Here is a 19,003-nt window from a genome sequence, read left to right as displayed (position 1 = left end):
AGCTCATCCAATCCCGTTACGTCCGGCCCCCGCGGCCTACCGTGACTTCTTCGGACGGTTTGCACCACGGGCTCACGTCTACTCCTCCCTCCAGGCCCTACGCGCCGCGCTTTGCCCTGGGAGAGAGGAGAAGATCAGTCAAAGCGCCCTGATACCTCTTAACCGATGATCAGCACTGGAAATGCGGCCACTAGGATCAGGACACCCAGCATCACGCCGACATAAGGCAGCGCACCGGCGAAGATGGATTCCAAGGAGACACTCCTGTCTCCAAGCGTCGAATGAACCGTGAAGATCGAAATTCCGAATGGCGGCGTGAGCAACCCGACCTCGACCGCAATCACCGTGATGATGCCGAATTGGATCAAGTCGTAACCGAGATGCTGCGCAATGGGAGCAGCAATAGGAACCACGATCAACAGGATCGAACTGCTGTCCAGGATCATCCCCAGAAGCAGCACCAGCAGCACATAGACAACCAAGAAGCCAACTGGACCGAAGCCGCTGCCGCTCACGAAGGCACCGATAGCCGCGGGGATACCCGCGACGGCCAGCATCTGGCTGTAAAATCCGGCGGCAACCAGCAGCGCAAGAATTCCGACAGAGATCGTCCCGGTCTGGCTGAGGACCGCCCAACATCCGCGCAGGTTGAGGCTGCGTCGGAAGACTGCAATGACCAGCGCCGCGAAGGCTCCGACGCCCCCGGCCTCAGTTGGAGTAAAGAATCCGGAATAGAGCCCGCCCAAAACGAAGGTCACCAGAACGATGATTGGGACGATCTTTCTCAGAAGCTGTCCCGTCGACAGGTCATCATAGGCCTGCGCCCCGGGTTCGGTAGTCTCGCGTTTAGATGAGGCGAAGACGATGCCCGGCGCGAATTTCGCGGCCAATAGGATCCAGAGCACGAACCCCGTCGCCAGCAGCGCGCCAGGCACCAGCCCCGCTATGAACATCCGGCCGATGGATTGTTCGGCCAGCACGCCGTAGATGATCAACAGCAGGCTCGGTGGGATGAGCATGCCGAGAACCGAACTGCCCGCGACGGTGCCTGCGGAGAAAGAGGGCGAATAACCGTGGCGCGTCATCTCGGGCACGGCGACCTTGGTGAACACTGCCGCCGAGGCGATGGAAACGCCGGTTACGGCGGCAAAGACGGTATTGGCCGCCACCGTTGCAATGCCCAGCCCGCCAAGCAGACGGCGCAGCAGCGTCTCGGCGACGTCGAACGTATCCTTCCCGACATTCGAGATGCTCACGAGGTGCCCCATCAGAACAAAGAGCGGGATCGTCGCGAAGAGATAGTTGGCAACGCCGTTATATGCGGCGATAGACATGAGCCGCATGGAAAGATCGAAGTTGCCGCGGAGAATCCAGACGCCGGCAAAGGCTACGACCAAAAGTGCGACGGCGATCCGCATCCCCAAAAGCACGAGTGCGAAGAGCACGCCGATGAGGATCAGCCCGATAGTGATGCTGCTCATATCAGAAGTTCTCCTCGGTCCGACGGCTTAGCAGGGTTTCGACTGCCGAAAACACGGAGGCGAGACTGGTGACCGAAGCCCCCAAAACCACCAAGAGGTGAAAAGGGAATGTCGGCAGCGTCCAGACGCCGCGCACCCCGAAAAACTCGGAGCTGACCCAGGCATCATGCGTATCGGGCCAAGCGGCCAACGCCACCAGGCCGAAGATGACCGCTCCGGCGAGTCCAAACATGCCGTCCAGTATTTGCACGGCGCGGGGCGACAGGCGCTGGAGGCCGCGCATGACGAAATCTGAGCGGATCAGCGTGCCATTCAGCGCGGCTGCCGGTAAAAGCAGAAAGACGATGGCTACAACCGAGCGGGCCGCGATCTCCGCGACGCCAATGATCGGCGCGGCCAGAAAATTGCGACCGGCCACATCGGCGACGATCAGCAGCATGATGGCAAAAATCCACAGCACACCCACCGCCGCCATCGCGTTCAGGGCAAGCTGGAGCCCGCGCCGAAGCGCGGGCAGGCTGGTAGCTAGGAGACTGGCGCGTTGCATAGAGCCTCCGTCATTTGCGCGCGGGATCGAAGCCATGGCTTCAGATCCCGACGGTCCAGTCGCGCGCAGGTTTGATTCCACGAGCGGCGAGTTCGCCAAAATACGCCTTGAGCACCGTGGCCGCCGACGTGCCGTTGGCATCGAGCCAAGGTTGGGCGACATTGGGGAGCGTCTCGGCCCAGCGTTCGCGTTCTGCCGGGGCCATTTCGGTGATCTGCAGGCCGGCGCCCTTCATCTCGGTGATCGCCTCGGTAGTGCGCTTCGTGATGTAGTCGCCATGCGCGCGCGAGGTGATACGTCCCGCCTCTTTCAGAGCGGCTTGGACGGGCTCGGGCAGACTTTCGTAGAAGTCCTTGTTCACCGCGATCCCGCCGAAATACATCGAACCGAAGCCGACCCGGGTCAGCTGCGGCGCAACCTCGTAGACGCGTGTGGGCTGGATGCCGCTCGCGAAGGAGAGCGTGCCTTCGGAGACGCCGGTCTGGATGTCGGTATAGTAGGTAGTCAGCGCGCCATCTACCGGCGTGCAGCCGGTCTCCGCCAGCCAATTGGCCGAAGTGCCCGGCGCGTTCAGGCGGCGGTTCCGGACGTCATCGACCGAGTTGATGGGGAAGTTCGCATAGACATCGTAGCTGTCGGTCACCAGCGAGGACAGATGCACCATGTTCTGATCGGTCCAACCGGCGCGCAGTTCCGGGAGTTCGTTGGTCAGTTTGTCGAAGATGTCGATTGTGACGTTGTGATCGACATTCGCGAACGGGGTGAAATAGGTCACGTTCTGCAGCGGCATGGCCGAGCCTTCCCAGACCGTCCCCACCATCCCCACATCGACGATGCCGTCGCGCACAGCCGTTCGGGTATCCTTGAACTTGTAGAGCGTGCCGCCGTAATTCTCGTTCCAGGTCACGGAATACTCGCCGCCCGCGTCCGCCAACAGCTTGTCGAGGGCCGGTTGCAGCGTGTTCTGCATGGCGTAGACCCAGATATTGTTGGTCGGGTGGCTCGACCCGATCTGAATCGAGATGTTTTGCGCCGCGATGCTTCGGGTGTTCAGAAAGGGCAGCGCCAAGGCTGCCGAGGACATGGCCACAAAGGCCCTGCGCGTGGTTGTCATTGGTATCCTCCTCCCAAGGATGGTTCTTGTCATGCGCGCTTGTCTCGTGTCTGGCCTGACCTCGCTGCGCGCCAGCGGATCAGGTTGGCCGTGCCTCCTCAGGTTGGGCCAACGCGTCGGAAAAGTTTCTGAAAAAGGCTTCGGTCAGCTTCTGCGCCGTGGCGCCTAGTAGTCGGTTGCCGAGAGAGGCGAGCTTTCCACCCACCGCGATATCAGCATCGTAACTTAGGCGCGTGCCGTCCTCCTCGGGCACCAGCATCACCTGTGCCGCTCCCTTGGCAAACCCGGCAACCCCGCCCGAACCCTTGCCGGACAATGTGCAAGATTGGCCGGGCACGATATCACTCAGCGTCACCGCGCCTTTAAAGCGGGCCGAGACCGGACCGATCTTGAGCTTCACCACGGCGGTGAATTCGGTTTCGCTCAGCTGTTCGAGGCTTTCACAGCCGGGAATGGCTTCGGCCAGCACGTCGCGGTCGAAGAGAGCCGCCCAGACAGTCTGGGGATCGGCGCTCAGGAGCTGGTCTCCTTCAAGCTTCATGAATCAGTCCTTTACTTACGGGCCGCGTCGAGCGCATCGAGAATGCGCAACGGCGTCATGGGGGTCTGGGTGATCCGTGCGCCGAAGGGGCGCAGCGCGTCGTTCACCGCATTCATCGCGGCGGCGCCGGCAGCGGCGGTTCCCGCTTCGCCCACGCCTTTGGCGCCAAGGATCGTGTCCCCAGTGGGCGTTTCGATATGGGCGATTTCGATATCGGGCATCTCGCAAGCCATGGGCACGAGATAATCGGCGAGCGACCCGTTGGTGAGCTGACCGTCCGCGTCGTATTGGCATTCCTCGAAGAAGGCCGGTCCGAGGCCCTGCACGACGCCGCCCCGAATTTGTTCGTCGACCAAAAGCGGGTTGATGATGCGACCGCAATCCTCGACGACCCAATGTTTCAGGATTCGGACGATGCCGGTTTCGACGTCGACCTCGACCAGACTTCCCTGGATGCCGTTGGTAAAGTCGAACGGATAGCCAGAAGGTGCGAAATGATGCGCGACGGTCAGCGAATGATCGACCCCGTCGGGCAGCGTGTCGGGTCGATAGGTGGCGACGCGGCCAATCTCTTCGAGCGTTATGCGCGCCTCGCCCGTGGCGACATCGACAACCGCGCCATCTTCGAGCCGTAGTGTCGCCGGATCGGCCTGCATCAACGCACCCGCCAAGGTCAGAATCCGCTCACGCAGCTTGCGGCCGGCCCGCAGCGCCGTCTCGCCGCCTATGCCCGCGCCCCGGCAGGCCCAGGTAGCGCCACCGCTGGGCGTGGTCGCGGTGTCGCCCGTGGCGACGCTCACCCGCTCGGGCGAAACACCCAATTGATCGGCAACCACCTGCGCGATGATCGTCTCGGTCCCCTGCCCCTGCTCGGTGACAGAGATGGCACAATGGATGTCGCCAGAGGGCGTCATCCGCACCACCGCACCGTCCTGCGCCGAAATCCGCGCCCCGCCGACGCCATAGAAGGCAGCGCCGGGATTGGTGATCTCGACAAAGGAGGCAATGCCGAACCCGCGATAGATGCCCTTTTCGCGAAGGCGCTCTTGGTCGGCACGTAGCGCGTCGGGATTCATCATCTCCCGCAGCTTCGCAAGACAGGCCTGATGCGAGAGTTTCTCGAACTGGTAACCGGTTGCCGACACGTGCGGATAGGCATCATCGGCAATCAGGTTGCGGGCGCGGATCTCGAACGAGTCGAGGCCCGTGGCCTCTGCCGCCCGCTCGACCAGCGCTTCGGTCACAGCACAGGCGATGGGGTGCCCGACCGCGCGATACTGGCTCGTTTGCACCTTGTTCTGAAAAGCGACCGAAAGCCGGCCGCGATAATGGGGCATTTTGTAGGGTGCGCCCATGAGGCGGATCACTTGGTTGCCCTCGGCCGCGCTGGTCCGGGGATAGGCCGAAACCGCGCCGACCGGCGCGAGATCATCGACGTCCATTGCAAGGATCGTGCCGTCCTCGTCCAAAGCCATACGGCCTTTCACGATGTGATCACGAGCGTGGATATCGGAAACGAAGCTTTCCAGCCGGTCGGCCACATAACGCACCGGGCGCTCGAGGATCAGGCTCGCCGCGACGACCCCCATCTCCTCGTTATACACATGCAGCTTCATACCGAACGAACCGCCCACATCAGGCGCGATGACCCGGACCTTGCCCTCCGGCAGACCGAAGTGACGAGCATAGACATCCTGAAACTGGTAGGGGGTCTGCGTGCCGTGATGCACGGTGAGCGCGCCACTCGAGGGGTCAAAATCAGCGATCACAGCGCGCGGCTCGAGCGTGACCGCGGTGTGGCGGCCAAAGGTGAAGCTGGCCTCGACCACATGCGCGGCATGGGCGAAGGCCTCGTTCACCGCTGGCGTTTCCAACAGCGCCTCGTAGCAAAGGTTGTCCCGCGCGGCGCCATTCGCCAAGGGCGCTCCGTCCTGCAGGGCGAGGGCGCCATCGGTCACCGGCTCGGAATCCTCGATTTCCACCATCACCAGGTCAGCGGCATCCTCGGCCTCGGCCCGGCTCTTGGCGAGGATCATCGCCACCGGTTGCCCGGTCCAGAGCACTTCCTCCTCGGCAAGGATGTTCATCGGCGGGCTCTGCATGCCTGCGAAATGCTCGAGCGTGCCGACCCACGGCTTGCAGCGGGCGTTCAACTCGGCGGCAGTCAGGATCCGCACCACGCCGGGGGATTGTTCAGCTTCGCTCGTGTCGATTTCCAACAGGCGTCCCTTTGCCATAGGACTACGAACGAAGACCGCATGCAGCATGCGCGGCAGGGCGAGATCGCTCACGAAGCGGCCCCGACCTGCGAGATGGCGCCGCGCATTCTCGCGTCGCTGGGACTGGCCGATATGCAGGGTCATTTCACCGCCTCCGTCTCAGCCGCGCGGTCGCGAGCCGTGGCGTGAATGGCGTCCACGATGGCTTCATAACCTGTGCAGCGGCAGTAATTGCCCGACAGTGCGTCTCGGATTTCGTCTCGCGTGGGCGCAGGATTTGCCTCGAGCAACGATTGGGCGCTCATCAGCATCCCATTCGTGCAGAAACCGCACTGCAGCGCGTTGCGGTCGTGAAACCGCGCCTGAAGATCGGCAGCGGCCCCCGTCTCGTTCAGCCCCTCGATCGTCTCAATCGTGCTGCCCTCGGCCTGCACCGCCAGCACCAGGCAAGCATGCACCGGCACGCCATCCATGCGCACCAGACAGGCCCCGCACGCGCCCATTTCACACCCCAGATGCGTGCCGGTCAAACCCAGATCCTCTCGCAGAAAATCGGCGAGACTGGTGCGGGGAAGAACGGCTTCCTGAACCTGTTCGCCGTTCACGGTCGTGTTCAAAATAACCTTCATTGAACAGCCTCCATCCGGTTCAGCACCCGTCCGAGAAGGACGCGCGCGAGTTGCAGGCGACGCTCTGCCGGGAAACCGGGATCGTCGGGCGGGTCGAGATCGGTGGCCAAAGCAGCTTGCGCGCGGGCGATGGTGTCCGGCGAAAGCGGACTGCCTTTCAAAGCCTCTTGTGTCGCAGCGGCGCGCACCGGAGTAACGCTCACCGAAAACAGCGAGATCGAAGCCTCGGAAATCACTCCGTCCTGCACATCGGCTTGCGCAGCAACCCCCACCATCGCGTAGTCGCCCCGGCGGCGTGCGATCTCGTCGAAGCCGTAGACGCGGCCTTCCGGAGGCAGCGGCACATGGATCGCGGTCAGCACTTCGCCAAGAGTGAGCGCGGTTTCGTATAGGTCAATAAAGAAATCGTCTGCAGAGATCATCCGCTGGCCGTCAGGACCCGTGACCTCGAGATCCGCCCGCATGGCCAGCACAGCTGCCGGGAATTCCGACGCCGGATCGGCGAGCGCCAGATTGCCTCCGATCGTGCCACGATTGCGAATTGCCGGGTGCGCGACATGGGGCGCCGCGCGGGAGAGCAGTGGCGCATGGCGCGCGATCAGAGGATTGGCGAGGACTTCGGAATGGCGGGTCATCGCACCGATGCGTAGCGTTTCCCCCTGCAAATCGACACCGTGAAGCTCGGCAATGTGCGAGATGTCGATCAGCCGCGACGGCGCTTGCAGACGCAGCGCCATCGAAGGCACAACGCTGTGCCCGCCCGACAGATAGACCGCATCGCCTTCCGCCTCGGAATGCAGCGCCCACGCCTCTGCAAGACTGCGCGCACGCAGATATTCGAACGATGGTAATTTCACTTGTCCTCCTCTGGTCTGCAGCTCTCCCCAGCTACAAAGTGACCATTTGGTAACTTCTATAATGCAGGAGTATCGCGATCGGTCAAGATAAAATGACCAGTTGGTTACTACATTGGTTTGCATTAAGTTCGAGAGGAGAGGAAAGAGACCGGTATGACCTCAGAGAAAAAGACAGGAAATCAAAGGCCGCGCCGCAAAAATATGCGCGGGGAGGAACGCGAAAAGCTGATCGTTTCCGAGGCGGTTAGGTTCTTTGCGGAATCCGGTTTCGAGGGACAGACACGCGAACTGGCCAAGCGCATGGGCGTATCCCACGCCGTCATCTACCGACATTTCGAGAGCAAGGACGCCCTGATCGAACGCGTCTACGAGCATGTTTTTCTCGAGCGCTGGAACCCGGACTGGGACCAGCTCGTGCTTGAAGGCGACCGCTCTCTTCAGGACCGCCTGACACAATTCTACATCGAATACTCAGAACGGGTGTTCGACTATGATTGGGTTCGAATTTTCGTGTCGTCGGGGCTTAAGTCTTACGGCCTGACCGAGCGCTACCTTGATATCATTCGCACAAAGATCATCGAGCCGGCCGCAGTGGAACTGAGGTCATCTCGACGCAAAGGCCACGCTACGCCTGTTGCCGACGAAGTGGAGCTTCTTTGGGGCCTCCACGGCGCGGTATTCTATATCGCCATTCGGAAATACGTCTACAACATGCCAGTGGAAATCGATGTCGAGGCAACTGTGCGCGCTACAGTGAAGAATTTCTTCGAAGGCGCGCTTCCCGACGGGTCACTTACTAAAGGCCGCGGCGCAGCGTCTTACTGATCTGAAGCCCATCTGTCCTATGAACTTTCGAAGTGTCCGCGAGTTCATATACGGTCGGCGCGACGTCGTTTCCGATCAGGGCATATCGGCGGTTATCCTCGTCGTATCATCGCCAATTTCCCAGCTTTGCGCCGGCATCAGTATGGTTCATACACCAGTAAGCGTTAATACTCTCTGTCCGTAGCTCACCATCGAAGCTCGACGAAGACTTCTTCCGCAGCCTTACGGGTAGTGAGAAGATCAGAATGACCTCGATCATCGCAGCCGCCCGGCGGAGGAAAGAAAGAGGGCAAGCCTCTTGAAAGCGAAAGAACCCTCAGGTCGCTGTAGCAGTTCTCCCGAATCGCCGAAGCTTCGCTCTGGCCCGTCGCCTTTGCGACATCTCTTAGTTGCGGGCAGTCGTCGCCACCAAAAGCGACCGGGATCGTCCCACGCCGCGCAGGGTCTGGCATCTCCAGCGGACCCTGCGCGATCTCATCGGCGAGCCGCTTCAACGACCCCTAGCTGCTCGCGGTCTACACCCAGCGGATCGAAGCGCAGCAGCACGGAGACCCGCGCCGCAGCGATTTCCGCGCCCCCCGAGGGCAGGTCAGCCTCCAGCCGGTCCGCGAAACGACGCGTGGAGCGCATCACTCATCCCGCCACCTGCTCCGCGATGGCAAGCACACGCGCATCCGCCCCTTTCGGCGCAGCCAGCATTGTCATCGCATAAGCCGGGTTCAAGCCCGGCGTAGGCATGGCAATCGCGCAGCCATCCACGAGGTTGATCAACGAGGTGTTACGCAGCATCTCGACATTGAGGCGGTCGAATTCGGCTTCGACCTCGGCAACGCTGGGCGGCAGGCGCATCAGCGTCGGGCTCAGCAGCGCATCGAAAGGCTCCATCAGCCGTTCGAAAAGCGTGACGATATCAGCGCGCGCGGCATAGGCTTTCTCGATTTCCTCAGGCGTAAGCGTGAGCGCGAAACGGATGCGCGACAGCACGCGCGGATCACCCACCACGTCGAGCTTTTCCAAATCGTCGCGGTAAATCTCGAGCGCTTCGACGGCGACGATAATCTTGTTGAGCACCACCGCCTTTGCGATTTCCGTCATGTCGACCGGCACGATCTCATGGCCCAGACCTGCGATCCGGGCTTTCTCCGCCTCGAACAGCGCCGCGACCTCGTCGGACAGACCATTGGTGAAGGCGCCTTCGGGCACCACGAAGCGCAGCGGGCCGTCTTCTGCCGCGGAAAGCGGCGCGCCCGCCATGACGTCGACCATTTGGCGCAGCAGACCAAGATCGCGCGCCATCGGCCCCGCCACGTCATAGGTCGGGGCGAGCGGATGCACCCCGGTATCGTCGATGAGCCCTTGGCTGGGCTTATAGCCCCAGATGCCGTTCGCCGCCGCCGGGATGCGCAGCGAGCCGCCGGTATCCGTGCCGATCGCGGCATCGGTGATCCCGAGGCCCACGCAGACCGCCGCACCCGAGCTTGACCCTCCGGGCATCCCGCCCGGCACCAGCGCGCCCGAGGGCGTGCCGTGATGCGGGTTGAGGCCCACCCCGGAATAGGCGAATTCGGACATCGAAGACCGCCCGAACATCAACGCCCCCGCGGCCTTGAGCCGCGCGACCGAGACCGCATCCGCCTCTGCCGGCGCGCGGTCCTGCAACAGGCGCGAGCCCGCGCTCGTGACCTGCCCGGCCTCGTCATAGAGATCTTTCACCGAAACCAGCGTGCCCAAAAGCGGCATCTCCTCGCCCGCTTCGTGACGCGCCTCTAGCGCCTCCGCCTCGGCACGGATTCGCGCCGGGGCGAACTCAGTGAAGATCGCGCGTCGCTCCGACTCTGGCAAAGCCTCGACCTTGGAGATGGCAGTTTCGACCTTGATGAGAAATGGTGATGTCATGCGACCTCCGGCAGATTGCGCGTCTCGTATTCATGGGCGATCGCGCGCCCGTTGCGCGGATCTTCCATCTGCATACGAAAACGGGCCGCCGAACGCACCCCTCCCTTCGCGCCGAACGTGCCGCAGAGCATCGCGACAGGGCCGTCCTCGCCCAGATCGGCAAGACCGGCACCGGCAATCAGATCGGTCAGAGGGCGGATCGCGGCGAGCGTGCCTTCCTGATACGGCACCCACTCGCCCCCCTCTTCGATCCAGCTGCGCAGCACGATCTCTTCGAGGTGGTCGGAGACACTCTCCCACGACCACAGATCAGATGCGCAGGGCTTGGCGCAGACCTGTTTCGACAGCGCCACCGAATGCGCTTCAAGCGCGCGGTCAGTATGGTCCGAGGCCAACCCGAGATAGGTGCGGCCCTCGACCGCGACGATCAGCGGTTCGACCTCGCCCGAAGTCTCGTTCCCCACCGCCTCAAGCACCGGGGCTTGCGTCAGAAGCTGCGCCGCCACGCGATAGTAAAGCGGTGTGGCCGAAGGCGCGGGGACCCCAAGCGCCGCCAGTTCCTCGATGTGGTGGGCGATGGCATCGGCGTCGCGCCCGGTCCAGCCAGCGACGATGAGATGCGAGAGGTCCAGCGAAAGCGGCGCGCCTTCAGCGCGAAAATTGAGGGTCATGGGAACTCCTGTCAGAGAATGGACGGCAGCCAGAGCGCGAGCCCGGGAACCGCAATCAGCAATGCAATCATCGCGAGCATCACCAGCACGTAAGGAATGACGCCGAGGATCACCTCGTTCATCGAGCCCTTGCCGCGTGTGCTCTGCACCACGAAGAGGTTGAGACCGACCGGCGGCGTGATCAGCGCCATCTCGATCAGCACGATCATCAGCACACCGAACCAGACCTTGTCATAGCCCAGACCCGCGATGATCGGCACGATGATCGGGATCGTCGCGACCATCAGCGAAAGCGTCTCGATGAAGAAGCCCAGCACGAGATAGAGCAGAACAACCAGCAACAGCGTGCCAAGCGGCGGCAGACCGGTGTTTTCCAGCAGGTCGGTCAGTTGTCGCCCGAGCCCGGCGGAGGTCATCGCGAAGTTCAGGAAATAGGCGCCGGTGATCACCAGCATGATCATCGCCGAAATCCGGATCGTGCCATGCAGGGCCTCGCCGATAGTCGCGAGTCCCAGCCCGTTGCCCAGCGTGATCGCGATGAGGCTCGCGATCACCACGCCGATGGCCGCGGATTCCGTGGGGGTCGCCCAGCCCGCGTAGATCGAGCCGATGACGACGGTGAAGAGAATGATGATCGGGATCAGCTGGATCAGGCTGCGAAGGCGCTCACCCCAGGTGAAGCTGCGCGACGGACCGCCAAGCGCGGGGCGCGCCCGGCAGATCAGCGCGGTGACGACGACGAATGCGAGAGCCATCAGGAGGCCCGGCAGAAGCCCGGCGGAAAAAAGCTGCGGGATCGAGGTCTCGGTGAGGAAGCCGTAGACGATCAGGTTGATCGAGGGCGGGATCAGAATGCCCAAAGTGCCGCCCGCGGCGATCGCGCCTGAAAACAGCTTCGGATCATAGCCCAGCTTGTCGGCCTGCGGCATCGCGACGGTCGCCACCGTGGCGGCGGTCGCGACCGACGAGCCCGAGGTGGCCGAGAACATCGTCGCGGTGGCGATATTGGCATGGATCAGCCCGCCGGGCAGCCAGCTCAGCCATTTGTCGAGCGCGGCATAGGTGCGCGCGGCCACGCCGCCCCGGACGAGGATTTCGCCCAGGAGCACGAAGAGCGGAATCGCGATCAGAGTCGAGGAGGAAGAGGCCGACCAGATCACCTGCCCCAGCCCGCGCAGGAGCGGGAATGCGGAATAGAACTCACCCACGCCGATGCCGAGGATGAACAGCACGATGCCAACGGGGATCGACAGGGCCATCAGCCCCAGAAGAGAGAAAGCGACGGTCCAGATCATTGGTCAAGCTCCGATCCGAGGCCGATCGCATTGGCCAGTTCCGTGCGGCGCCCGGAGGCGAGATAGGCGATGCCGATCAGGCTCAGGGCGGTGGCGCTGAGCGCGAACCACGCCCAGCCCGCGAACCAGATGCCCTGCGGAATCCACAGCGGGGTTTCAAGGGGTGTATTGGCGCGCGAGCCGCGCTCGATCGTCTTTTGCAGGACCGGCCAGCAATACCAGGCGATCAGCAGGACGACCCCGTTGGTGACGATCATCGCGAACAGGTCCATCAGTCCTTGCCCCACCGGCGCAAGACGTTGGCGGATCAGGTCGATGCGAACATGGGCGCGGTCGAGAAGCGCGCAGCCAAGCCCCCAGCTGGCGACCGCGGCCATCACGTAGCCGGAAATCTCGTCGGAGCCGCCCAGGCTGCCCCAGCCGGTCTTGCGACCGACCACGTCGACCAGCACGAAGAGCACGGTCGCCACCAGCGCCGCACCAAGGATCAGCGCGACGAGGCGGTTGGCGCGCCTGAGCGCGCCTTCCAATGTTGTGAGGAATTTCACGTCGGGCGCTCTCAGTTCGCGACCGGGACGGTCACGCCCACGGTCTTGCCGACGGTATCGTTCCAGCGCTTGGCCCATTCCGGACCGGCACGCTCGGCCCAATCGGGCAACACCTGCTTCTCGAGCGCGTCACGGGCGGTCTTCATGTCGGCATCGGTCGCCTCGACCAGCGTCATCGACGCCGGATCGCCCGATTTGCATTCACCGTCGCCCGTGAGGCAGGCGATGTCATTGGCGAGACCGCCTTCCGCCGCGGCCCAGGCCTTGTCTTCCAGACCGGTTTTCACCGCATCCTTCAGCTCGGTCTGCATCTCGGGGGACAGTTCGTCGTAACGATCCTTGTTCATCGCGATCACCACCGGATCCCAGCCACCCAGCGGCAAGGTCATGAGATGGTCGGACACTTCCCACCAGCCGGCCGAATAGCCCGAACCTGCTCCGGTGACGGCGCAATCGATCACGCCACGCTGCAACGAACCGGGAACTTCGGAGAAGGCGATGTTAACGCCCTCTGCACCAAGCGCCTCGAGAAGCTTGGTGGTCATCCGACCCGAGCCGCGCACCTTCTTGCCCTTGAGATCGGCGAGCGAATTGATCTCGCCTTTGCAGAACACGACCTGCGGCGGATAGGGCGCGATGCCCAGAAGCTCGGAGTTGAAGCGGTCATGCATGATGTCGACGACCATCGGGCGGGCCGCATCGACCATCGCCTTGGCCTCGTCGGCGGTCGTTGCGACCAGCGGCACGTCGAGCCCTTCCAGCTCGGGCGCATCGCCCACGGTGTAATCGGCGACCGTCTGGCCCACGTCGAACACGCCATCGCCCAGCATCCGGTAGACGTCGCCGCCGGCGATCCCCATCTGGTCGAAGCTGGTCAGCTGGGCCGAGAAATCGCCATTGGTCAGCTTCGGCAGTTCCTCGGTCCAGAACGGCGTGGTGAACTGCTTGTAGAGCGGCAGGCTCGACCAGCTCCCGACCACGGCAAGCTGTTCCTCGGCGAGGGCTGGCCCGGCCAGCAGCGCGGCCGTCATCGCGGTCATCATGATCTTTTTCATTGTTTAACTCCTGTTGGGTTTTCTTTTGGTTTTCGGTCGGCGTGTCAGACCGGATAGACTCCCGTCAGACGCCGTTCCGCGTGGCTTGCGGGGATGTCCGTGACCAGCATGTGGCCCGGCGCGTGGGTGATCGCGAGCCCGGGTTTCGCGGTCGCGATCGCGGCTTGCGGGGTAACGCCACAGGCCCAGAAGACGGGGATATCGCCGGGCTCGATAACAGGCGGATCACCATAATCGGGCGCGTCGATATCCGCGATCCCGATTTGGCTCGGATCGCCCAGATGCACCGGCGCGCCATGGGCGAGCGGGAACCGCTGGCAGATCGAGATCGCCTCGATCGCGTCCGCCGCAGGCATCGCCCGCATGCTGACCACAAGCGGTCCCGAGAACTGCCCCGCGGGGCGCGTGGGCAATGACGTGCGATACATCGGCACGTTACGATCCGCGGTGATGTGGCGCACCGGAAGCCCCGCGCGGATCAGCGCATCCTCGAAGCTGAACGAGCAGCCCAGCGCGAAGGAGACCATGTCCTCGGTCCACAGATCGGCAATATCGCTCGGCTCGTCCACCAATTCGCCGTCGCGCCAGACCCGGTAGCGCGGCACATCGTGGCGTAGATCGATATCGCCGAGGCTGGGGAGCGACGGATCGCCCGGCTCGCCCACAGCCAGCAGAGGACAGGGGCGTGGGTTGGCCTGACAGTAGCGAAGGAATTCCGCTGCATCGGTTCCGCGTAGCATGACCAGGTTCGCCTGCAGCGCCTCGCCCCCCTGTCCGGCCGTCGGCGCGGTGAACCGCCCAGCGCGGATTTCGGCACGCAAAGCGGCTGGCGAAGCGATCACGGATTTCGGTGCGTTCATCTGGTCCTCCGGTTTGGATGATGATCCCGCGCCACGACCGATTAGATCAATAGTTCAATTTTCTTCATTATTGATGCTCTCACAGGATCATTCCCGCCCAGCTGCTACCGCCGCCTGCGTCACGGCACGACCGATTTCCTCATTGCGTTCAGCATCATAGCAGATCACGAACTCCAATGACGGCAGGCGCGCCTCGGGGGTGACGTCGATCTCACGCAGCATCGCGTGCGGCCACGCCTCGACGATGGAGTGCGGAATCGTGCCAATCCCGAATCCCTGTTGCACCAAGTGCAGCACCGTCGCCAGCGAGGCCGATCCATGCACAGTCGCGGGCTTTCGCCGTCCGGGGCTGAGGGTCTCGATCACCTGCCGGTGCGGGCTCGTCGTCTTCGGGAAGGACACGATCGGCAAGGCGGTCAGGTCATCGATCTCCGCGGGCTGCGGCAGGGTGAAATGCGCAGGAGAGACGAACCAGCCCATCGTCACCGGCGGCAGCGGCGTCAGCGCGATCCCCCGGGGCGCCTGATCGCGGAGCATGATCACCACGTCGAGCGCATCGTCGCGCAGCGCCTGCCCCATCTGGTCCGATGTATCGACCGAAATCTCGAAGCGCAGCAGCGGGTGATCCTGCCGCAACGACGTCAGCATCCGGGGCAGGATCGTGTGGGTCATCGTCTCCGCCACGCCGAGCCGCACCACCCCCGCCATCACGCCATGGGTCAGCTCACTCAGGATCCGATCGCGCTGCGCGATCAGAACCTCCGCCTCGTCGACAAGCCGCCGCCCCGTCGCACTGAGACGGACGCCGCGTCCGTCGCGCTCGAAGATGGTGATCCCCATTCGGTCCTCGAGATGCCGGATCCGCCGCGAAATCGCCGATTGCGCGAGTCCCGTTGCATCGGACGCCGCGCGGAAGCCGCCGTAGCGCACCACGGAGCGGATGATCTCGATGTCGCGAAAACCGAACATGACGCGATGCTAAGCGGTGCCCTGGCGCGACTGTCAAGCGCATCGGTCGAACGCGTGTCAGCTGGCGACCCGCTGATCTCGCGAATCTCGGTCAGTGGTGAGGGCGTCGCGCGATAAATCTCGGTGGTGCATTGGCAGCGCTCTGAAAGGGCGTAGCCTTCCGCGGCCACAACGGATTGTGCAGTTCCGCCTATCCTTGTTCGGGATCCTAGAGCGCACGACCCACCACCGGCGCACTTTCGACCAGCAGTGCGGTGTCACGCGCACTATCAGTCCGCTGATCGAGCTGGTGGCTAAATCGGGTCACATGCCGTTTCTTGGCGGCTAGCCATCATTCGTTGAGCGAGCCACGAAGGTCCGCAGCGCGAAGAGAGCGCACAGTTCGGTGTCGTCGGCGCGACGAACTGCTTCACTGTGTCATCAGATACTCCGCGACGGCCTGAGGGGGGCGCTCGCCCCTAATCGTCAACCCGAACGGTTTCGCTCAAGAGTGTGAAGTGGCGGGGGCTGAGTTTGGCATGCCAAGTGACCCCGTCGGGATCGTGACGCAGTTCGGTCTCTGCCTCACCGCGCTGGAAATTTTCGATGACCTGAGTGCCGAGCCCCTGACGCGAGGGCGGCTCGACCGGCGGACCATCACGCTCCTCCCAGGAGAACGCGAGCGCTCCGCTGTCCGGAACCACGCGCCAGCGCACCGCGACCCGACCGTCGGGGATCGAGAGCGCACCGTATTTAGCCGCATTGGTGGCCAGTTCATGGATCACCAGAGCAAGGTCGAAGGAGGGCTTTTCAGCCACGAGCACCGCAGGCCCCTCGGTCACAAGTTGTCCGGCAGCGCTGGTGTAGGGCGTCACGTGATCTCTCACCAAGGCATCGAGCGGACGGGCCGTGGTCCCTTCTTGCGCGAGTTTGACATGCGCATCGGTGAGCGCGCGGAGCCGGCCCGAAAAGGTCTTCGAAAAGCTTTCGAGATCGGCGGCGCGGCGCACCGTCATTGAGAATAGCGACTGCAGAACCGACAGGCTGTTGCGCGTTCGGTGGCGTAGCTCGCTGAGCAGAAAGCGGCCCCGTTCCTCCTCCTGGTAAAGCCGATCGATCAGGTCGCGGGTCTCGAACTGCAGCTGACGCGCGTCGGCCTGAGCTTCGAAGACGCTTTGCAACACGGCGGCCTTGACCGGGCGCTCGAGAAGTATCGGCGGAGGCCCGTTTTCCTTGCGGTTGATGATCTGAATCGCGGGCGGAAGGCGGCTGATCTGACTGAGAAGAAACACCGACGGCAGCCGCGCCCACGCGGGTTCGGCCGCGAAAGTGGCGTTCAGAGCCTCACCGGTCTCACGGCCCGCGCCCTCCTGGCTAATGACGACAAAAAGAACGCCATCAGGGTCCTGCGCATTTAAGGCGGCGGCGAAGGCGCGCGCGGTGATGCAGGTTCGGACGGCAAAGCCGCACCGCTCGACAACCCGCGCCAGGGCTCGAGCATCGTCCTTGAGCGGCGCGAGGATCAGGACCGGCGGCATCTCGGAACAGGGCTCGGACATCGCTTCACTCTGCGCTGAGATCGGATGCATCTCTGGCACGCTGCTCGGCTTCCTCGGACAAGGGAATGATTTCCACAGCGCCGGACCGGATGATCAGCTGTTCGATATTGCGCCGGTGTTCGCTGTGACGTTTTTTTGAGCACGGCGATGGACCGTCGGATTTCCGAGTGCGCCTCGTATTGGCGCAGAAGGATAATGGAATCGGCGAGAAAACTGGCATCGATGGTCGTCCTTGGCGGCTCACCCAAGAGGCCGTGCTGGGTCATGGTAATGGTGACCAGCACTTCACGGCGGGTAAGATGCTGTAGCAGCGCCTGCATATGCGTCATCACATGGCTGCGCTCCGGCAGTGCCTCGAGGTAACCGCTGAGACTATCGATGACCGCGACGCGGGCGCCGTCATCCACAGCGCTCAGCACCGCATTCGCAAACTCGCCCGGAGAGACCTCGGCGGGATCGAAGTGTCGCAACCTGAGGTGGTCAGTGTCCTCGTAACCCTCCACGTCAAGCCCGACGCCTGCGGAGCGGTTGCGCAGCACTTCGGGGCGCTCCTCGAAAAGGAACATGGCCGCAAGCAGTCCACGCTCGGATGCCGCGCGCGCCAACAGGGTGGCGATGGTCGACTTGCCGGTGCCGGACTGGCCCGAGATCAGCGTGGTGGTGCCGAATTCCAGCCCGCCGCCCAGAAGTTGAGCGAGCGGTTCGTGCGGCGGCTCAAGCCGGTCCTCAAGGGTGGCAGGTTGCGCCTCATGCGGGATGACACGCGGGAAAACCTCGAGCCCGCCAGTGTCAATGCGGAAATCATGCCAGCCCTCCCGGAACGGGGCGCCGCGCAGTTTGACGATTGTCAGCCGCCGCTGGGTGATCCCGATGGGCGGCGTCGTGCTGTCGAGTTTGATGACGCCGTGGACCACGCCCTCGGCGTGACGTTCCCCATCCGGATGATCGAGATGGTCAATCAGCAACGCCGTGCAACCGCGCTCGCGCAAGTCGCTGCGGAGTGTGAGAAGCTCGCGCCGGTAAGCTGAATCGGTCGAGGAAAGCATTCGCAACTCCAGCAGGGAGTCGAACACGACAATTTCGGGGTCGGAGTTTTCAAGTTCGCCGCGCACCCCCTCCGTCAATTCGACAAGATCGGCCTCGTCGCTCTCGACCGAGATGCTCCGCTCGCCTCCGCCGAGTTCGGGCGTGTAGACCTTGACGCCGGACAGATCGAACCCGTGGGACTTCGCGATCATCTCGATTTCAGGCCGGGATTGCGCCACTCTGATAAAGAGCGCGCGCTTCCCGTCGGCGACCCCTTCGGCAAGGAAATGTAGCGCGAGGGTGGTCTTGCCGGTGCCGGGAGCCCCCTCGACGAGCATGATCCGCCCAGCGCGGTAGCCTTCCCTCAGAACTTCGTCGAGACCGTCAACCCCCGTAGACCCCCTGGCAGCTTGATCAACCACTTTACCGCTTTCATGGAGCCGATCTTTCCTGATCAGGTCCATTTTCCTGCTTCATCATGGCCGGTTTCACGACAGGATCAGTCCCGCCGCCAGAGCCTTCCACTCCACAAGCTGACACCGGACGGACCTTGAGGTCCTCGCTACCGGCCAAATTCTTGAGGTTGATCGCCGCATTGATGTCGCGATCGTGCTGCGCGCCGCAATTGGCGCAGGTCCATGAGCGGACCGAGAGCGGAAGAACCTCCGCTTTGGTGTGACATGCCGAACAGGTCTTGCTGGATGCAAAGAACCTGTCGGCGGCAACAAGAGTGCCGCCAAGGCGCGCGAGCTTGTAGCTCAGCTGCCGGCGGAACTCGAAAAACCCCATATCCGAAATGGCACGGGCAAGATGCCGGTTCGCCATCATGCCGCGGACATTGAGGTCCTCGATGACCACTGTGCTGGCTTCACGCGACAGCTTGGTCGTGAGCTTGTGCAACCCGTCCTGACGGATATTTCGGATACGTGCAT

At 63.1% G+C, this 19,003-nt stretch carries 19 protein-coding genes; 1 reads left to right on the top strand and 18 read right to left on the bottom strand.

Annotated features, from left to right (window positions below; translation table 11 throughout):
- Positions 1-158 precede the first annotated feature (158 nt).
- The 7 genes from B6V76_RS18520 to B6V76_RS18490 all read right to left on the bottom strand — a co-directional run bounded on the left by B6V76_RS18520 (position 159) and on the right by B6V76_RS18490 (position 7,388).
- A complete protein-coding gene (locus B6V76_RS18520) occupies positions 159-1,481 on the bottom strand; it encodes a TRAP transporter large permease (RefSeq protein WP_088728158.1) in 1,323 nt (440 codons plus the stop codon).
- 1 nt (position 1,482) lies between these two features.
- Positions 1,483-2,028, bottom strand: a complete 546-nt coding sequence (locus B6V76_RS18515; RefSeq protein WP_166504637.1) for a TRAP transporter small permease subunit — start codon at positions 2,026-2,028, stop codon at positions 1,483-1,485.
- Between the two features lie 40 nt (positions 2,029-2,068).
- Positions 2,069-3,142, bottom strand: a complete 1,074-nt coding sequence (locus tag B6V76_RS18510; RefSeq protein ID WP_240497896.1) for a C4-dicarboxylate TRAP transporter substrate-binding protein — start codon at positions 3,140-3,142, stop codon at positions 2,069-2,071.
- A 79-nt stretch (positions 3,143-3,221) separates the two neighbouring features.
- Positions 3,222-3,683 (bottom strand): carbon monoxide dehydrogenase subunit G, encoded by a 462-nt coding sequence (locus B6V76_RS18505; protein WP_088728156.1) that lies wholly within the window; start codon positions 3,681-3,683, stop codon positions 3,222-3,224.
- A gap of 11 nt (positions 3,684-3,694) precedes the next feature.
- Entirely contained in the window at positions 3,695-6,046 is a 2,352-nt protein-coding gene (locus B6V76_RS18500; RefSeq protein WP_088728155.1) for a xanthine dehydrogenase family protein molybdopterin-binding subunit, read from the bottom strand.
- The gene (locus B6V76_RS18495) at positions 6,043-6,519 is read right to left on the bottom strand and encodes a (2Fe-2S)-binding protein (protein ID WP_346426018.1); all 477 of its coding nucleotides are present in this window, start codon (positions 6,517-6,519) and stop codon (positions 6,043-6,045) included. Before B6V76_RS18495 ends, B6V76_RS18500 begins: the two co-directional genes overlap by 4 nt.
- Before the next feature lie 8 nt (positions 6,520-6,527).
- A complete protein-coding gene (locus B6V76_RS18490) occupies positions 6,528-7,388 on the bottom strand; it encodes a xanthine dehydrogenase family protein subunit M (protein ID WP_088728153.1) in 861 nt (286 codons plus the stop codon).
- 153 nt (positions 7,389-7,541) lie between these two features.
- Here B6V76_RS18490 and B6V76_RS18485 point away from each other — a divergent pair, with 153 nt between their 5' ends.
- A complete protein-coding gene (locus B6V76_RS18485) occupies positions 7,542-8,213 on the top strand; it encodes a TetR/AcrR family transcriptional regulator (protein WP_206184237.1) in 672 nt (223 codons plus the stop codon).
- A 474-nt stretch (positions 8,214-8,687) separates the two neighbouring features.
- Here the strand turns inward: B6V76_RS18485 and B6V76_RS20025 are convergent, their stop codons facing one another.
- The 11 genes from B6V76_RS20025 to B6V76_RS18435 all read right to left on the bottom strand — a co-directional run.
- Positions 8,688-8,843 (bottom strand): hypothetical protein, encoded by a 156-nt coding sequence (locus B6V76_RS20025; RefSeq protein ID WP_166504636.1) that lies wholly within the window; start codon positions 8,841-8,843, stop codon positions 8,688-8,690.
- A gap of 3 nt (positions 8,844-8,846) precedes the next feature.
- Positions 8,847-10,109 (bottom strand): amidase family protein, encoded by a 1,263-nt coding sequence (locus B6V76_RS18480; protein ID WP_088728152.1) that lies wholly within the window; start codon positions 10,107-10,109, stop codon positions 8,847-8,849.
- Positions 10,106-10,780 (bottom strand): DUF2848 domain-containing protein, encoded by a 675-nt coding sequence (locus B6V76_RS18475; protein ID WP_088728151.1) that lies wholly within the window; start codon positions 10,778-10,780, stop codon positions 10,106-10,108. Before B6V76_RS18475 ends, B6V76_RS18480 begins: the two co-directional genes overlap by 4 nt.
- Positions 10,781-10,791: 11 nt before the next feature.
- Positions 10,792-12,075, bottom strand: a complete 1,284-nt coding sequence (locus B6V76_RS18470) for a TRAP transporter large permease (RefSeq protein ID WP_075777415.1) — start codon at positions 12,073-12,075, stop codon at positions 10,792-10,794.
- Positions 12,072-12,623, bottom strand: a complete 552-nt coding sequence (locus B6V76_RS18465; RefSeq protein ID WP_088725835.1) for a TRAP transporter small permease — start codon at positions 12,621-12,623, stop codon at positions 12,072-12,074. Before B6V76_RS18465 ends, B6V76_RS18470 begins: the two co-directional genes overlap by 4 nt.
- An 11-nt stretch (positions 12,624-12,634) precedes the next feature.
- Complete coding sequence (locus B6V76_RS18460) at positions 12,635-13,678, bottom strand: TRAP transporter substrate-binding protein (RefSeq protein ID WP_088720639.1); 1,044 nt, start codon at positions 13,676-13,678, stop codon at positions 12,635-12,637.
- Positions 13,679-13,722: 44 nt separating this feature from the next.
- Positions 13,723-14,538, bottom strand: a complete 816-nt coding sequence (locus tag B6V76_RS18455; protein ID WP_088728150.1) for a putative hydro-lyase — start codon at positions 14,536-14,538, stop codon at positions 13,723-13,725.
- A gap of 87 nt (positions 14,539-14,625) precedes the next feature.
- Entirely contained in the window at positions 14,626-15,507 is an 882-nt protein-coding gene (locus tag B6V76_RS18450; RefSeq protein WP_075777411.1) for a LysR family transcriptional regulator, read from the bottom strand.
- A 458-nt stretch (positions 15,508-15,965) separates the two neighbouring features.
- Positions 15,966-17,024 (bottom strand): sensor histidine kinase, encoded by a 1,059-nt coding sequence (locus B6V76_RS18445; protein WP_166504635.1) that lies wholly within the window; start codon positions 17,022-17,024, stop codon positions 15,966-15,968.
- Entirely contained in the window at positions 17,009-18,535 is a 1,527-nt protein-coding gene (locus B6V76_RS19755) for an ATPase domain-containing protein (RefSeq protein WP_141104942.1), read from the bottom strand. Before B6V76_RS19755 ends, B6V76_RS18445 begins: the two co-directional genes overlap by 16 nt.
- Positions 18,504-19,003: RNA-guided endonuclease TnpB family protein (locus B6V76_RS18435; protein WP_141104941.1), on the bottom strand; the 500-nt coding region annotated here is incomplete at its 5' end. The genes B6V76_RS18435 and B6V76_RS19755, both read right to left, overlap by 32 nt.

It is taken from the genome of Thioclava sp. IC9, from assembly GCF_002213225.1.
GTDB lineage: Bacteria > Pseudomonadota > Alphaproteobacteria > Rhodobacterales > Rhodobacteraceae > Thioclava > Thioclava nitratireducens.
This window is presented reverse-complemented; position numbering and strand designations above follow the sequence as displayed.

Coding starts and splice junctions, on each gene's coding strand:
- B6V76_RS18460 (WP_088720639.1), bottom strand. CDS start 13,678: ATGAAAAAGATCATGATGACCGCGATGACGGCCGCGCTGCTGGCCGGG.
- B6V76_RS18520 (WP_088728158.1), bottom strand. CDS start 1,481: ATGAGCAGCATCACTATCGGGCTGATCCTCATCGGCGTGCTCTTCGCA.
- B6V76_RS18455 (WP_088728150.1), bottom strand. CDS start 14,538: ATGAACGCACCGAAATCCGTGATCGCTTCGCCAGCCGCTTTGCGTGCC.
- B6V76_RS18480 (WP_088728152.1), bottom strand. CDS start 10,109: ATGACATCACCATTTCTCATCAAGGTCGAAACTGCCATCTCCAAGGTC.
- B6V76_RS20025 (WP_166504636.1), bottom strand. CDS start 8,843: ATGCGCTCCACGCGTCGTTTCGCGGACCGGCTGGAGGCTGACCTGCCC.
- B6V76_RS18445 (WP_166504635.1), bottom strand. CDS start 17,024: ATGCCGCCGGTCCTGATCCTCGCGCCGCTCAAGGACGATGCTCGAGCC.
- B6V76_RS18510 (WP_240497896.1), bottom strand. CDS start 3,142: ATGACAACCACGCGCAGGGCCTTTGTGGCCATGTCCTCGGCAGCCTTG.
- B6V76_RS18505 (WP_088728156.1), bottom strand. CDS start 3,683: ATGAAGCTTGAAGGAGACCAGCTCCTGAGCGCCGATCCCCAGACTGTC.
- B6V76_RS18450 (WP_075777411.1), bottom strand. CDS start 15,507: ATGTTCGGTTTTCGCGACATCGAGATCATCCGCTCCGTGGTGCGCTAC.
- B6V76_RS18515 (WP_166504637.1), bottom strand. CDS start 2,028: ATGCAACGCGCCAGTCTCCTAGCTACCAGCCTGCCCGCGCTTCGGCGC.
- B6V76_RS18485 (WP_206184237.1), top strand. CDS start 7,542: ATGACCTCAGAGAAAAAGACAGGAAATCAAAGGCCGCGCCGCAAAAAT.
- B6V76_RS19755 (WP_141104942.1), bottom strand. CDS start 18,535: ATGGACCTGATCAGGAAAGATCGGCTCCATGAAAGCGGTAAAGTGGTT.
- B6V76_RS18500 (WP_088728155.1), bottom strand. CDS start 6,046: ATGACCCTGCATATCGGCCAGTCCCAGCGACGCGAGAATGCGCGGCGC.
- B6V76_RS18475 (WP_088728151.1), bottom strand. CDS start 10,780: ATGACCCTCAATTTTCGCGCTGAAGGCGCGCCGCTTTCGCTGGACCTC.
- B6V76_RS18470 (WP_075777415.1), bottom strand. CDS start 12,075: ATGATCTGGACCGTCGCTTTCTCTCTTCTGGGGCTGATGGCCCTGTCG.